At 71.7% G+C, this 15,085-nt stretch carries 12 protein-coding genes and 1 pseudogene; 6 read left to right on the forward strand and 7 right to left on the reverse strand.

The features are described 5' to 3' along the window. Both E1293_RS33920 and sigE read right to left on the reverse strand, forming a co-directional pair. Positions 1 to 158 (reverse strand): alpha/beta fold hydrolase (locus E1293_RS33920; protein ID WP_132201940.1); only part of this gene is annotated, 158 nt, incomplete at its 3' end. A gap of 67 nt (positions 159 to 225) precedes the next feature. Continuing rightward, positions 226 to 753 (reverse strand): RNA polymerase sigma factor SigE, encoded by a 528-nt coding sequence (sigE, locus tag E1293_RS33925; RefSeq protein WP_132201960.1) that lies wholly within the window; start codon positions 751 to 753, stop codon positions 226 to 228. A gap of 220 nt (positions 754 to 973) precedes the next feature. Between sigE and E1293_RS33930 the strand changes: the two genes are divergently transcribed. Then, positions 974 to 2,548 (forward strand): acyl-CoA synthetase, encoded by a 1,575-nt coding sequence (locus tag E1293_RS33930; protein WP_132201942.1) that lies wholly within the window; start codon positions 974 to 976, stop codon positions 2,546 to 2,548. 108 nt (positions 2,549 to 2,656) lie between these two features. Continuing rightward, on the forward strand, positions 2,657 to 4,333 hold the full coding sequence (locus tag E1293_RS33935; RefSeq protein ID WP_132201944.1) for a serine/threonine-protein kinase: 1,677 nt from the start codon (positions 2,657 to 2,659) through the stop codon (positions 4,331 to 4,333). A gap of 2 nt (positions 4,334 to 4,335) precedes the next feature. On the opposite strand, the pseudogene rho reads toward E1293_RS33935, so the two are convergent. Then, positions 4,336 to 5,535 (reverse strand): annotated as a pseudogene (gene rho, locus E1293_RS33940) (transcription termination factor Rho); the annotation flags it as partial. Between the two features lie 489 nt (positions 5,536 to 6,024). On the opposite strand from rho, the gene E1293_RS33945 reads away from it, so the two are divergent. Next, positions 6,025 to 6,798, forward strand: coding sequence for an enoyl-CoA hydratase/isomerase family protein (locus E1293_RS33945; RefSeq protein WP_132201948.1), 774 nt, complete (start codon positions 6,025 to 6,027; stop codon positions 6,796 to 6,798). Here E1293_RS33945 and E1293_RS47895 read toward each other — a convergent pair. From E1293_RS47895 to E1293_RS33960, 3 genes are all read right to left on the reverse strand, one after another. Beyond that, positions 6,773 to 7,666 carry a coiled-coil domain-containing protein gene (locus E1293_RS47895; protein ID WP_165978517.1) on the reverse strand — a complete coding sequence of 298 codons (894 nt, stop codon included), beginning with the start codon at positions 7,664 to 7,666 and terminating at the stop codon, positions 6,773 to 6,775. The genes E1293_RS33945 and E1293_RS47895 overlap by 26 nt on opposite strands. Positions 7,667 to 7,732: 66 nt before the next feature. Further along, positions 7,733 to 8,377, reverse strand: coding sequence for a response regulator (locus E1293_RS33955; protein ID WP_132201950.1), 645 nt, complete (start codon positions 8,375 to 8,377; stop codon positions 7,733 to 7,735). Continuing rightward, positions 8,341 to 9,654 (reverse strand): sensor histidine kinase, encoded by a 1,314-nt coding sequence (locus E1293_RS33960; RefSeq protein ID WP_243716923.1) that lies wholly within the window; start codon positions 9,652 to 9,654, stop codon positions 8,341 to 8,343. The genes E1293_RS33955 and E1293_RS33960 overlap by 37 nt, the downstream gene beginning before the upstream one ends. Before the next feature lie 196 nt (positions 9,655 to 9,850). Between E1293_RS33960 and E1293_RS33965 the strand changes: the two genes are divergently transcribed. From E1293_RS33965 to mca, 3 genes are all read left to right on the forward strand, one after another. Next, positions 9,851 to 12,031 carry an MMPL family transporter gene (locus E1293_RS33965; RefSeq protein WP_132201952.1) on the forward strand — a complete coding sequence of 727 codons (2,181 nt, stop codon included), beginning with the start codon at positions 9,851 to 9,853 and terminating at the stop codon, positions 12,029 to 12,031. A gap of 79 nt (positions 12,032 to 12,110) precedes the next feature. Beyond that, positions 12,111 to 13,514: a DHA2 family efflux MFS transporter permease subunit gene (locus E1293_RS33970; RefSeq protein WP_132201954.1), complete on the forward strand. Its 1,404-nt coding sequence runs from the start codon at positions 12,111 to 12,113 to the stop codon at positions 13,512 to 13,514. Continuing rightward, the gene (gene mca, locus E1293_RS33975) at positions 13,511 to 14,359 is read left to right on the forward strand and encodes a mycothiol conjugate amidase Mca (RefSeq protein WP_132201956.1); all 849 of its coding nucleotides are present in this window, start codon (positions 13,511 to 13,513) and stop codon (positions 14,357 to 14,359) included. The genes E1293_RS33970 and mca overlap by 4 nt, the downstream gene beginning before the upstream one ends. Positions 14,360 to 14,364: 5 nt before the next feature. Here mca and E1293_RS33980 read toward each other — a convergent pair. Continuing rightward, positions 14,365 to 15,085 (reverse strand): polysaccharide deacetylase family protein (locus tag E1293_RS33980; RefSeq protein ID WP_132201958.1); only part of this gene is annotated, 721 nt, incomplete at its 5' end.

Genomic DNA, 15,085 nt, shown 5'->3' on the forward strand with positions numbered 1-15,085 from the left:
GGCGGGGAGTCGCCGAAGCCGGGCAGGTCGACCGCGATGACGTCGCGTTCGGCGGCGAGCACGTCCATGACGGGTGCCCAGCCTTGGCGGCGGTGGCCGATGCCGTGCAGCAGGACGAGGGGCGGCCCCTCGCCGCGGCGCTCGAAGACGATGTCCACGGGCGAAGGGTAGGCCGGAAGTTACTCAGTGGTCACTAGTGATGTTCGTCACTGCGTCCAATAAGGCTCACCGGGTGCATTCGGCCGGGCGGCGGTGCTCCAGGGCGTTGCGGAGCTGGGCGCGGCCGCGGTGGATGCGGGACCGGACGGTGCCGAGCTTGACGTCCAGGGACGCGGCGATCTCCTCGTAGGAGAGGCCCTCGATGTCGCACAGGACGACGGCGGCGCGGTACTCGGGGGCGAGGCCGTCGAGGGCCTTCTGGATGTCGTGGTCGAGGTGCCGGTCGTCGTAGGCCTGCGCCGGGGACGGCTCGCGGCCCTGCAGGCGTTCGGCCGCGTCGTCGCCGAGGGCGTCGAACCGGATGCGCTGCTTGCGCCGGGCGCGGTCGAGGAACAGGTTCGTCGTGATCCGGTGCAGCCAGCCCTCGAACGTGCCGGGACTGTAGGACGACAGCGACCGGAAGACCCGGATGAAGACGTCCTGGGTCAGGTCCTCGGCGTCGTGCCGGTTGCCGGTCAGCCGGTACGCGAGCCGGAACACCCTGGTCGAGTGCTCGCTGACTATCTGCTCCCATGTCGGCGGGGTCCACGCCATCGCGCCTGCGCTCACCACTACCCCCGTCTGATACTGAATCGTTACGGCCAAGCATGCCGGTACCCAGATAAGAGCCGTGTAAGGACCATGGATGTGGCCGGATGAGGGCATGTGGGCTGTGACTCATCTCATTGGACCGGACGCCAATACGGATTGAGTTCCCCGGGCGTCCACGTGGAGGATCGAGAGGGTCCCCCACCCCGACACGCGAGGACGTGGCATGGCGCGAAGCTACAACCTGGCCGACCTGATCGAGATCCTCGCCGCGGCGGGGCCGGACCGCCCCGCCCTGGTCGCGGGGGACGAGCGGCGCACGTATCGGCAGCTCAGCGAGCGTGCGAGCCGGGTCGGGCACCATCTGGCGGCGGCCGGCGTGCGGCCGGGCGAGCATGTCGCGATCCTCGCCTACAACCGGGTGGAGTGGATCGAGGCGATGGTCGGCGCGTTCAAGATCCGCGCGGTGCCGGTCCCGGTGAACTTCCGGTACGTCGCCGCCGAGCTGCGGCACGTGCTCGCCGACTCCGACTCGGTCGCGCTGATCGGCGAGCGTTCGCTCTTGGCGAAGGTGGAGGAGATCCGCGGGGAACTGCCGAAGCTGCGGCATGTGGCCGTCCTGGAGGACGGGTCCGCGGCGGAGATTCCCGACGCGGTCGAGTACGAGAAGGCGCTCGCGGAGGGCGGCCCCGGCGACGACTTCCCGGAGCGGTCGAGCGACGACCGCTACATCATGTACACGGGCGGCACGACGGGCTACCCAAAGGGCGTCGAGTGGCGCTGCGAGGACATCTTCTTCGGCGCGCTGGGGGGCGGGAACGCCCTCGGCGACCCGATCGGCAGCCCGGAGGAGCTGGCCGCCAACGCCGACCAGCCCGCGATGGCCATCCTCGACTGCGCCCCCGTCATGCACGGCGCCGGCCAATGGGTCGCGTTCATGGGCCTGTTCACGGGCGCCAAGGTCGTCCTTTACACCGACCACGCGTTCGACGCCGACAAGGCGCTGCGGCTGCTCGCGGAGGAGCAGGCGAACGTGCTGATGCTGGTCGGGGACGTGATGGCGCGGCCGGTCGCCAAGGCGCTGGCCACCGGGGACCACGACACGTCCTCGCTGATGGCGATCGCGTCCGGGGGCGCGCCGCTGACCGAGGGCGCCAAGGCGGCGCTGCAGGAGCACCTGCCGAACGTTCTGTTCCTCGACAACTACGGCGCCTCGGAGACGGGGGCGTGCGGGCCGTCCGTCGGCGGCAAGGAGGGGACGGCCCGGTTCATGATGAAGCCGGGCATCACCGTCCTGGACGACGACCTGAACGTCGTCGAGCCCGGCGAGATCGGCAGGCTCGCGCGCAGCGGCAACATCCCGCTCGGCTACTACAACGACCCGGCCAAGACGGCGTCGACGTTCTTCACCGCCGCCGACGGCACCCGCTGGTCGATCCCCGGCGACTTCGCGAGCCTGGAGGAGGACGGCACGATCGTCCTGCTCGGCCGCGGCTCACTGGTGATCAACACGGGCGGCGAGAAGGTCTACCCGGAGGAGGTCGAGGTCGCGCTCAAGGACCACCCCGGCGTGGAGGACGCGGTGGTCGTGGGCCTCCCCGACGAGCGGTTCGGGCAGCGCGTCGCCGCCGTCGTCGCGCCGCGGCCCGGTGCGACGGTGACGCTGGAGGAGCTGACCGAGTACTGCCGGGGCCGCCTCGCCGGCTACAAGCTGCCGCGGCAGATCACGGTGGTGGACGAGGTGCAGCGCACGGCGGTCGGCAAGTCCGACTACAAGTGGGCGCGGAGCGTGCTCGGGTAATTCCCTGCCATACCACGTCCGGCCGCACTTTCCCCGGCGCGCACCGGTCAAGAATCAATTGATGGCGAGGGAGCGTGTCTTAACCGCGTTCCGGCGATTAACCTCCGCATGAGTGGGGATCTGCGGATATCGCTTGCGCGCCGGTATCGCCTGCTCTCTGTTGTCGGCAGAGGCGGGATGGGCACCGTCTGGCGGGCGTATGACGAGATGCTTGACCGGGACGTCGCGGTGAAGGAGGTGCATCTCCCCTCGCGCATCACCGAAGGCGAACGCAAGGTGATGTGCAGGCGGCTCCTTTCGGAGGCGCGCGCCACTGCGGCACTGCGGCATCCCGGCGTGGTCGCCGTCCACGACCTCATCGTCGAGGAGGACCGGCCCTGGATCGTCATGGAGTTCGTGGAGTCGTGCTCCCTGAACCGCCTGGTGGCCGAGGACGGGCCGCTCGGCGTGCGCCGGACGGCGGAGATCGGCGCGGCCGTCCTGTCGGTGCTGCGCACGTCGCATTCGGCGGGCATCCTGCACCGCGACGTCAAGCCGAGCAACGTCCTGATCTGCGACGACGGGCGGGTGCTGCTCAGCGACTTCGGCCTCGCCGTGCACAACGGCAAGGGCCGGGAGCCGGCCGACACGCTGCTCGCCGGCATCGAGGGCTCGCCCGCCTACCTTCCGCCGGAGCGGGTGCACGGGCTGCCGAGCGTGGAGGCGTCCGACCTGTGGTCGCTCGGCGCGACGCTTTACACGGCCATCGAGGGATTCTCGCCGTTCCTGCGCTGCCACGCGCTCGCGTCGATGGTGGCGGTGCTATTGGGCGACTATGTGCGGCCGGTAAGGGCCGGGCCGCTCACTCCCGTCATCGAGGGACTGCTGCGCCAGTCTCCGGATGACAGATTGACGGCCGAGGCAACGGCGGAATTGTTGCAGAAAGTAATCGGAACCGTCCCGGAACCGGGTGTTACGCGCGCCACGGTCCCGCGGCAGCGCCGTTTCTCGCCGCACCGTGTCACATTGGGTGACCGAAAGGAGCGCGTCTTCCGGGGTCCGCGCGTGCCGTGGACGCTGCGGAGCGCGAAGGCGCCCGGTTTCCGGAGTGGAGCGCCGGCGGAGCGGAGGGAGCCGGCGGGGGGTGTGGGGGGTCGCCCCTCCACTGGAGACAGGGCGCCCGGTAGTCCGCCGTGCGGGTCGCGGCGCGGCCGGTGGGGCCTTCCGGAACTGCCGCCGGGGCGGCGGCTGCGGCCGGGGGCGGTCGCCAGCGTGGCGGTCCTCGCGGCGCTCGCGGCCGGGACGGGCACGTGGGCGGCCCGCTGGACGTCGGTCGGCAAGGGCGACGCGGTCGCGCTGCGGCCGGCGGCGGGCGTGACGGCCAAGACGGCGAAGTACCACGAGGCGGGCGCCTACTCGGTGCGGGTGCCGGCGGGGTGGCAGGCCGACCGGCACGGCAAGGTCATGACCTGGAAGGACACCGATTCGCGGCGGGGACTGTGGATCTCCCCGGCCCCCGGCGATCCCCTCTCCGGGCTGCGCGCGCAGGAGCGCGGCGCGCTGGCGGAGCACCGCTATCCCGGCTACCACCGGCTGCGGCTCGAACTGGTTCCGGAGGTCATCGCCGGCGGCGCCGAATGGGAGTTCACCTGGCGGGACGACGGTCGCCGGGCGGTCCGGCACGTGCTGTGCGGCCGCGCGGCCGGGTACGAGTTCTGCTTCCACGCGCCCGACCAGGACTGGACGCCGGGCCAGCGCCTCTACGACAGGATCCTGAAGTCGTTCAGGCCCGAGGAGGCCGACTAGCGTCAGGTCGTCTGCTGGAGGCGCAGCAGGAACTCGGCGTTGGACGCGGTGCCCTTCATCTTCTCCAGGAGCTGCTCGACGGCCTGCTGCCTCTCCATTCCCTGGAGTGCGCGGCGGAGGCGCCAGGAGAGGGCGAGCTCCTCCGGCGACATGAGCAGCTCGTCGCGGCGGGTGCCGGACGCCTCGATGTCGACGGCGGGGAAGACGCGGCGGTCGGCGAGGCCCCGGTCGAGCTTCAGCTCCATGTTGCCGGTGCCCTTGTACTCCTCGAAGAAGACGTCGTCCATGCGGGACCCCGTCTCCACCAGCGCGGTGGCGAGGATGGTGAGCGAGCCGCCGTCCTCGATGTTGCGGGCGGCGCCGAAGAACTTCTTCGGCGGGTAGATCGCGGTCGTCGCGACGCCGCCGGCGAGGATCCGGCTGCTGGACGGCGCCGCCAGGTTGTAGGCGCGGCCGAGCCGGGTGATGGAGTCGAGCAGCATGACCACGTCGTGGCCCTGCTCGACGAGCCGCTTGGCCCGCTCGACGGCGAGCTCGGCGAGCGCGGTGTGGTCCTGCGCGGGCCGGTCGAACGTCGAGTGGATCACCTCGCCGGTGACGGACCGCTGCAGGTCGGTGACCTCTTCGGGCCGCTCGTCGATGAGCACGACCATGAGGTGCACTTCGGGGTTGTTCTGCGCGATCGCGTTCGCGAGGGACTGCAGGACCATCGTCTTGCCGACCTTCGGCGGCGACACGATGAGGCCGCGCTGCCCCTTGCCGACCGGCGCGACCAGGTCGATGACGCGGGTCGCGAGGGGGCCGGTGTCGAGGCGGAGGCGCTCGTCCGGGAACAGCGGGGTGAGCTTGCCGAACTCGGGCCGGTTCGCCGCCTCCGCCACGGGGAGCCCGTTCACGGACTCGACGCGGGCGAGGGAGCCGAACTTCTCCCGGTTCGACTTGGGCGCCTTGGCGGTCCCGGAGACGATGTCGCCGGACCGCAGGTGGTACGTCTTGACCTGGGCGAGTGAGACGTGCACGTCGTCGGGGCCGGCGAGGTAGCCGGACGTGCGGACGAAAGCGTGCTTGTCCTGGACGGAGAGGATGCCCTGGAACGGGACGACGGGCGTCTCGTCGGCGGGGCGCCTCCCCTGCTGCTGCCCGCCCTTGCGGGCGCTCTGCGCGGTGACGGCGTGCGAGCCGCGCGCCTGCTGCCGGCGGCCCGTGCTGGGAGGTTCGGTGCTGGGAGGTTCGGTGGCGGGAGGTTCGGTGGTGAGTGTGGAAGCGGACATGTGGGTCCCTTCTCAGGCGGGCGCGGAACGGTCCGCGCCACCCGAAGTCGATGCCCGCGTACGGCGGCGGAACCCGCGGCGCGTACGCGAGGGGAATGCGAGAAATGCAGCTCGGTTCACCGGGCTGACGACGGCTCCCTTGTGCGGCGGCCCCGCACGCTGACCTGCGTGCCGAGCCGGAAAAGTCACCGGGCGCTCAGATGGCCCGGGCGGGGAAGAAACGTCCTCGACGCGAGTCGCGGAAATCCGAGGACACTGCCTGGAGGATACAGCAATCCGGGCCGCCTTCGCATTCCCGGAGGTCGGTGACAACTTTCGCGGGCTGACGACCGGTATGACTCCGCGGGAGCCTCCCGGGTTCCAGCGGGCGGGTGGTGGCCGCATACGATGAGCGGCGCGGCGGCGGTCGAGGGAGGACGATTGGGCGACGGGCTGAGGTTCTCGGTCGCGGACGGGGTGGGGACGGTCGTGATCGACCGGCCGGCCAAGCGGAACGCCATGTCGGCGGACATGTGGCGGGCGCTGCCCGGCATCCTGGACGAGCTGGCGGAGGATCCGGCCGTCCGGGTCGCGGTGCTGACCGGCGCGGGCGGGAACTTCTGCGCGGGCGCCGACATCTCCGAGCTGGCCGACATCCACCGCGACGACGACTCGCACCTGTCGACGGTCGCCGAGCGGGCGCTCGCCGCGTTCCCGAAGCCGTCCCTCGCCGCGATCGAGGGGTACTGCGTGGGCGGCGGCTGCCAGCTCGCGGCGGCCTGCGACCTGCGGTTCGCGGCGGACGGCGCGCGGTTCGGGATCACCCCGGCCAAGCTCGGCATCGTCTATCCGGCCGCCGCGACGGCGCGGCTCGTCCATCTCGTGGGCCCGGCCGCCGCGAAGTACCTGCTGTACTCGGCCGACCTGGTCGACGCCGCGCACGCGCTCCGCGTCGGGCTGCTGGACGAGGTCGTCCCGTCCGGCGGGCTGCGCGACCGGGTCGCGGCGTTCACCGAGACGCTCGCGTCCCGGTCCCTGCTCACCCAGCGGGCGACCAAGGACATCGTGGACGCGATCGTCGCCGCGGGTCCCGTCGAGGAGAGGGTGGGGCGGTGGCTCGCGGAGGTCGCCGCGAGCGGCGAGGTCGAGGAGGGCATCGCCGCGTTCCTCGAACGCCGCGCGCCCGCCTTCAGCTGGACCTCTCCCACACGCTGAAGGCGGACAGGTCGCAGAACCTGCCCTCCGGCAGGCGGTGCAGGCGCAGGGCCGCGCCGGACGGGTCGTCCAGCGGCCGGGCGGTCTCCGGGCGGCGCAGCTCGGCGAGCGGCAGCACCCCGCACACCAGCGACTCGGGTGTCCGGACGATCAGGAACGGGCCGATCTGCGCGCCGCCCCGCTCGATGTCGCGCAGCGCGCCGAGCAGGGTCCGCGCCGTGCCCGCCGCCTCCGGGCAGTTGTCGCGCAGCCCGGCGACGAGGTCGGTGAAGTCGCGTTCGAGGCCGCGCGGGCTGCGTCCGGACAGGAAGTAGCGGTCCCGGTCGGTCAGCTCGACGCGCAGCCCGTGCTGCGCCGCGAACCGCTCGAACGGGCCGGTCAGCGACGGCCGTGCCGATGCCGGCGTGACGGTGAGGGCGCCGGCGACGAGGTCGGCGGGGTCGGCGCCGAGGGACGCGGCGGCGGCCTGGTCGAGCCGCCCGACGAGGTGCGCGCGGAGCCCGGCGACCTCGGCGGCCAGCCGCGCGACGGCGTCCCGCTGCTCGTCGGCGGCCTCGCGCTGCTGTTTGAGCCGGCCGCTGACGTCCGGCAGCACCCGGTCGTTGATCTGCGTGATCAGCGACCTGATCCGGCCGTCGGTCTCGGCGAGCGCCTCCCGGTCGCGGTCCTGCTCGGCGGTGAGCCGGTCGAGGCGCTCGCGCTGGGACGCGCGGAAGCCCTCCAGCTCGTCCCGCGTGCCCTTGAGCGCGCGGAGCTGCGTGCGGATGTCGGCGATCTCCGGGGCGCCGGGCGTGCGTTTGCGCTCGAACGCCAGGTACAGCTCCCGCCCGGCGATCGCCAGGCACAGCAGAACGAGGATCACCGTCATCGCGCCCTCCCGGGGGCCAGCTCGCGGGGCAGACTACGCCACCCGCCGCGCCCCCGGTGGGATGCGTCAGCGGTTGAGGTAGGTGAGGACGGCGAGGACGCGCCGGTTGTCGTCGCCCGTGACCGGCAGGTCCAGCTTGGTGAAGATGTTCGCGGTGTGCTTGGTGACGGCCCGTTCGGTGACGACGAGCTTCTCCGCGATCGCCGCGTTCGAGCGCCCCTGCGCCATCAGTTCCAGCACCTCGGTCTCGCGCGGGGTGAGGCGGGCGAGGGGCGTGTCGCGGGTGCTGGTGGCGACGAGCCGGGAGATGACCTCCGGGTCCATCGCGGTGCCGCCCCCGGCGACCCGCCGGACGGCGTCCACGAACTGCTCGGCGTCGAACACCCGGTCCTTCAGCAGGTAGCCGATGGCGCCGGTGCCGTCGGCGAGCAGCTCGCGGGCGTAGAGCTGCTCGACGTACTGCGACAGCACGAGGACGGGCAGGCCCGGAACCTGCCGGCGGGCCTCCAGCGCGGCCTGGAGGCCCTCGTCGGTGAAGGACGGCGGCAGACGCACGTCGACCACCGCCACGTCCGGGCGGTGGTCGAGCAGTGCCTTCAGCAGGGACGGGCCGTTGTCGACGGCGGCCGCGATCTCGAAGTCGTGCGACTCCAGGAGGCTGACGAGCCCTTCTCTCAGGAGGGCGAGGTCTTCGGCGAGGACAACGCGCACGGCAGCTCCAGGGTCACGATCGTCGGGCCGCCCACCGGCGAGTTGAGGGCGAGGATCCCGTCGAATGTACCGATACGCCGCTCGATCCCGCGCAACCCGCTGCCGGCGTCCATGGACGCGCCGCCGCGGCCGTCGTCGGTGACCGTGATGCGCAGGTTGTCGTGCTCGTACCCCATGTCGACCCAGACGCGGGACGCGCCGGAGTGCTTGGCCGCGTTGGTGAGGATCTCCGACACCGCGAAATAGGCGGCGGACTCGACCGGCGGCTCGGGCCGGGACGGAAGGTCGGCGGACACCTCGACGTTCATCGGGTGGTCGAGCGCGAGGGCCTTGACCGCGTCCCCGATGCCGCGGTCGGCGAGCACCGGCGGGTGGATGCCGCGGACGAGGTCGCGCAGCTCGTGCAGCGCCGTCGCGGACGACTCGCGGGTCTGGGCGAGCAGGAAGCGGGCCTTCTCCGGGTCCTTGTCGAGCAGGTGCTCGATCGCGCCGAGCGTCATGCCCATGGCGACGAGCCGGGCCTGGGCGCCGTCGTGCAGGTCCCGCTCGATGCGGCGCAGCTCGGCCGCGGAGGCGTCCACGGCGTCCGACCGGGTCTCGGTGAGGTGCTGGACGCGCAGCGCCAGCTCCGACTTCCTCGTCGGGCCGAGGATGGTGCGGCCCCAGTGCCCGTAGACGTTCATCATCTTCGGGCCGATGAGGAACCCGACGGCGATGCAGAGGGTGGCGACGAACACCGTGGAGACGATCCGCGCGACGTCCTGGTCGTAGCCCTCCGTGACGTGGATGTAGGCGTACCAGTCGCTGCCGCCGTAGTGGCCGATCATCCCGCCGGCGAACGCCGCGAGGACGTATCCCCAGATCCCGTACAGGATCAGCAGGCCGGGCAGCGCCGCGGTGAAGATCGAGACGATCGGGTCCGCGACGACCCAGAGGTAGTCGCGCCAGGTCGCCGGGTCGGAGATCAGCGCGACGAACCGCTTGAACATGCCGCTCAGGCCGGGCTCCGCCTTGGGTTCCGGCAGGTAGGGCCGCTGGATCTGGACATCGGTCCACTTGTTGATCCGCTCCCGGTAGGTGTCGAGCCGGGAGCGCAGCAGCATCGTCGCGGCCGGGAACAGCAGCACCCCGATGAAGCTCGTGATCATCGAGACCACCGTGATGAACCAGAGGCCCACCAGTGAGGCGGGGATGCCCAGGAACATCAGCGCCAGCCCGCGCCACGGGGCGCGGACGTGCTGCTGCAATCGCGTCTCTTTCACCAGTTCACCGTTCACCGGGGTCCTCCAGGGGTCGCTTGCCGTCTGGAGTCCAGTCTTCTGGCGGCCGCCCCGGAACACAGTGTGCCCGCAACCCGACCTGGGGGTGTAGTTGAGTACACCGCCGGACGCCGTCTAGAGCCATGTCGCCCTGGGGGCCCGCTTCATAGCGTCGTTGGGTGTCATCCCGCATACGACCACTCAGGGGAACCCCATGAAACGGAACCTCGCCGCGGCGCTCGGAGGCTGGAGCGCGCGGCACCGCATGACCGCCATCCTCGGCTGGCTGCTGTTCGTCGTCGTGGCCGCGGTGCTCGGCGGGGCCGTCGGCCAGGTCACGATGGCGGAGCACGAGCAGGGCACCGGGCAGTCGGCGCGGGCCGCGCAGATCATCGAGGACGCCGGGATCGACGATCCCGACCAGGAGACGGTGCTGATCTCGGGCGGTGCGGCCGGCTCCGCCGAGATGACGCGGGCGGTGGCGGCGGTGCGCGCCGGCGTCCAGGCCACCGGCAAGATCACCGATCTGCGGCCGGACGTGGTGGCCAAGGACCGGCACAACGTGATCGTCCAGTTCACCGTCAAGGAGGTTCCGGACTCCGCCCCGGACCCGCTGCCCGCGATCCAGGACGCGGTGGGCAAGGCGCAGCGGGACAACCCGTCCGTGCGGATCGGGGAGTTCGGCGGCGCGACGGCCGACGCCTGGTTCGACGAGGCGCTCGGCAGCGACTTCAAGCGGGCCGAGATGACGGCGGTGCCGCTCGCGCTCGGCATCCTGCTCGTCGCGTTCGGGGCGCTGCTCGCGGCCGTCCTGCCCGTGGTGCTGGCGTTCACCGCGTTCCTCGCCGCCGGCGGGCTCCTCGCGGTCGCCAGCCACGCGATGCACGTCGACGAGATGGTGAACTCGGTGACGCTGCTGATGGGCCTCGCGGTCGGCGTCGACTACTGCCTGTTCTACCTGCAGCGGGAGCGCGAGGAGCGGGCCAGGGGCCGGGACCGGGAGACGGCCCTGGCGATCGCCGCCGCCACCTCGGGCCGCTCGGTGCTCGTCTCCGGGATCACCGTGATGGTGGCGATGGCGGGGATGTTCCTGTCCGGGCTGATGCTGTTCAAGGGCTTCGCGATCGCGACGATCCTCGTGGTGTGCATCGCGATGCTCGGGTCGGTGACCGTCCTGCCGGCGCTGCTGTCCCTGCTCGGCGACAAGGTCGACTTCGGCCGCGTCCGCCTGCCGCGCCGGCGCCGCGAGGGGCGCGCCGGAGTGGTGGGGACGGTGCTGAAGCCGGTCTTGGCGCGGCCCGGGATCGCGGCGCTGCTGTCGGCGGGGCTGCTGCTCGCCCTGGCGGCGCCCGCGCTCGGCATGAAGACCGAGCGGCTCGGCATCGACCAGCAGATCCCGCCCGGCGAGGAGATCGCGCAGACCTACACGCGGCTGAACACGGCGTTCCCCGGCAACCCTGAGCCCGCGGAAGTGGTGCTGAAGGCCGACGACATCAACGCGCCGCGGGTGGCGGCGGCGATCGCCGAACTGAAGCGGCAGGCCGTCGCGTCCGGCGAGATGAACGAGCCGATCGACGTCACCGTGCACGACCGCGCGAACGTCGCCGAGATCGACGTGCCGCTCGCCGGGACGGGCTCGGACGACATGTCCAAGCACGCGCTGGAGACGCTGCGGGAGCGGATCGTCCCGCGGACGGTCGGACGGGTCGGCGAGGCGCCGGTGAGCGGGCAGCTCGCCTGGTCGGTCGACTACAACGACAAGCTCGGGTCGAACACGGTGCCGGTGTTCCTGTTCGTCATGGGCGCCACGTTCCTGCTGATGCTGATCTTCTTCCGGTCGCCGCTGATCGCGGCCAGCGCGATCGTGCTGAACCTGCTGTCGGTCGGCGCCGCGTACGGGGTGATGGTCGCGGTGTTCCAGCACGGCTGGGGCGACTTCCTGGTCGGGACGACGGGCGCCGGCGCGCTGGAGTCGTGGATCCCGCTGTTCGTGCTCGTCGTCCTGTTCGGGCTGTCGATGGACTACCACGTGTTCGTCGTGTCCCGGATCCGCGAGGCCTACGACCGGGGCCTGGACACCACCCGCGCCGTGCGGGAGGGCGTGCGGGCGACGGCCGGCGTCGTGACCAGCGCCGCCGTCATCATGATCGCCACGTTCGGGATCTTCGGGACGCTCTCGATGCAGGACTTCAAGCAGCTGGGCGTCGGGCTGGCGGTCGCCGTCCTGATCGACGCGACGGTCGTGCGGGTGGTGCTGCTGCCCGCCGTGATGTCCCTGCTGGGCCGCTCGAACTGGTATCTGCCGCGCTGGCTGGAGTGGCTGCCGCGCATCTCGCACGGCGAGGAGCCCGCGGCGGAACCGGCGCCGGCGCCTCCGCTCGTCGGACAAAGGTAGGTCAAACCTAAAAATAGGCTTGACCAAGTGAGTATGACGGATCTAAATTTAGGTCCGTCATACTCACTTGGAGGTGTCCATGACCGCGCCCGCGGTGGCGGTGAAACCGCCGGACCGGCTCGACCCGGCTCTGCTGAAGACCTCGTTCGTGCTGGTCCTCGGCCCGATCCTCGCGCTGCTCGACACGACGATCGTGACCGTCGGCCTCGACTCGGTCGCCCGCGACTTCCACAGCCCGCTCGCCACGCTGCAATGGGTGTCGGCCGGCTACCTGCTCGCCATCTCGATGGTGATGCCGCTGGCGGGCTGGGCGAGCGACCGGTTCGGCGCCCGCTCGATGTGGATGCTCTCGATCGCCCTGTTCGCCGCCGGATCCGCGCTCTGCGGGCTCGCGTGGTCGGCCGGGAGCCTGATCCTCTTCCGGGTGCTCCAGGGCGTCGGCGGCGGCCTCATCCAGCCGATCGGGCAGTCGATCGTCGTCCGGGCCGCCGGGCCCGCCCGCCTCGGGCGCGTCTTCGGCATCACGATCCTGCCGATGACGTTCGCGCCCGTCCTCGGCCCGGTCGCCGGCGGGCTGATCGTGGAGAGGCTCGACTGGCGCTGGATGTTCCTGGTCAACGTCCCGCTGGGCCTGCTGACCCTGCTGCTCGCGGCCCGGTACCTCCCGGCCGACACCGGACGCGGAGGGAGCACGCGGCTGGACGTGCGGGGCCTCGTGCTGCTCTCACCGGGCCTGGCCGCGATCGTCTACGGCTTCTCCGAGGCCGGCGACGAGGGCATCGCGGCCACCCGCGTCATCGCCTCGCTGGCGGCGGGGACGGCCCTCGTCATCGCCTACGCCGTCCACGCGCTGCACCGCCGGACCAGCGCCCTGATCGATCTCCGCCTCTTCGCCCGCCGCGGCTTCGCGGTCGCCACGACCAACTCCTTCCTGCAGGGTGCCGCGCTCTACGGCTCCATGCTCCTGCTGCCGCTCTACTACCAGCAGGTCGAGCACGCGTCCGCGCTGGAGGCGGGCCTCCTGCTCGCCCCGCAGGCCCTCGGGACGGCCGTCGCCACGTTCTTCGCCAGCCGCCTGACCGACCGCCTGGCACCCCGTCCGCTGATCCTCACCGGCATCGTGCTGACCCTCGCCGGGACGGTCGCGTTCACCCAGCTCGGCTCGTCCCCGGCCGGCTGGCTCCTGGTGGCGTCGCTGATCGTCCGCGGGGCGGGCCTCGGCGTCGTGATGGCCCCCGGCATGGCCACGATCTACGCCGCGGTCGAACGGCACGAGGTCGCCCGCGCGGCCGGAGCCGTCAACACGATCAACAGGGTCGGCGGCTCCCTCGGCACGGCGGTCCTCGCGGTCGTCCTCCAGCGCTCCCTGGACGGCCACGCCCCCGCCGCCGCCTACGGCCACACCTTCCGGTGGGCGGTGGCCCTCTCCGCCATCACCCTGATTCCCGCCCTCTTCTACCCGTCCCGGAAGGAGAACCGATGAGGTTCCGTTTGCTGAGCGTCCACGCCCACCCGGACGACGAGTCGAGCAAGGGTGCGGCCACGCTCGCCGAGTACGCCGCCGAAGGGGTGGACGTCCTGGTCGCGACCTGCACGGGCGGGGAGCGCGGCGACGTCCTCAACCCCGCGATGGACCGGCCCGAGATCCGGGCGGACCTCGCCGCCATCCGGCGCGCGGAGATGGACGCGGCGCGGGAGATCCTCGGCGTCCGGCAGCGGTTCCTCGGCTTCACCGACTCGGGCCTGCCCGGCGAAGGCGAACCCCTGCCGGACGGCTGCTTCGCCCGGACGCCCCTCGCCGACGCGGCCCGCCCGCTCGTGGCCCTCATCCGCGACTTGCGCCCGCACGTGGTCGTCACCTACGACGAGACGGGTGGCTACCCGCACCCGGACCACATCAAGACGCACGAGGTGACGGCGGAGGCGTTCGACGCGTCCGCCGACCCGGCGCGCTACCCCGGGACGGGGGCGCCATGGCGGCCCGCAAAGCTCTACTACCAGGGCGCCTTCTCCAAGGAGTGGTTCCAGGCCCTCCACGATGGAATGACCGAGCGCCGCCTGGAATCGGGCATCGCCCCAATCCTCGCCGAATGGCCCGACACGGCACCCAAGCTCGACATCACCACCCGCGTCCACTGCGCGGACTATTTCGCCGTCCGAGACAAGGCCCTGCTAGCCCACGCCACCCAGATCGACCCGAACGCAGGATTCATGGCCCATCCGCGCGACATCGAACGCGAAGTGTGGCCCACCGAGGACTACCACCTGGCCCGCACCCACGTGCAGACCCGCCTTCCCGAAACCGACCTCTTCGCCGGCCTCCGCTGACCGGATCAGAGGGCCACGAAGGTCAGGCCGCGCTTCTTCATCTTCGGGATGACGGTCTTCAGCGCCTTGAGGGTCTGGGAGCGGTCGCCGCCGCCGTCGTGGCAGAGCATGATGTTGCCGGCCTTGCCCTTGAGGAGGGTGCGGCGGATGTGGCCGACGCCGGGGCGGGACCAGTCGCGGGGGTCGACGGCCCAGTCGATCGGGAGCATGCCGTGCTCGGCGACCAGCTCCAGGACCGTCTTCGACCAGGCGCCGCCGGGGGAGCGGAAGAACTGCGGGACGACGCCGGTGACGTCGGCGATGCGGTCGTGCGCCTGGACGATCTCCTTGCGGACCTTCTTCGCCGACATGCCCGCGATGGTGATCGGGTGCGTCTCGGTGTGGTTGCAGATCTGGTGGCCGGCGTCGGCGATGCGGCGGGTGAGCTTCGGCCACTCCTTCACCTGCTCGCCGATGATGAAGAACGTGGCATGGATCTCGTGCTCGGCCAGCAGGTCGAGCATGCGCGGGGTCCAGGTGGGGTTCGGGCCGTCGTCGACGGTGAGCGCGATCGACTTCGCCGGGGGAGGCGGGGAGAGCTCGGTGAGCTCCCGGACGGGCTTGTCCAGCGCGGTGAGCTTCGCCGGCGTCCACACGGCCGGACGGGGGGTCGGCGTGGGCGTGGGCGTCGGGGTCGGCGTCGGATGGATGACCGGCCGCGCGCGGGGCGTCGCCGGTGTCGGGACG

Origin of the sequence: Actinomadura darangshiensis, assembly GCF_004349235.1 — a bacterium.
GTDB lineage: Bacteria > Actinomycetota > Actinomycetes > Streptosporangiales > Streptosporangiaceae > Spirillospora > Spirillospora darangshiensis.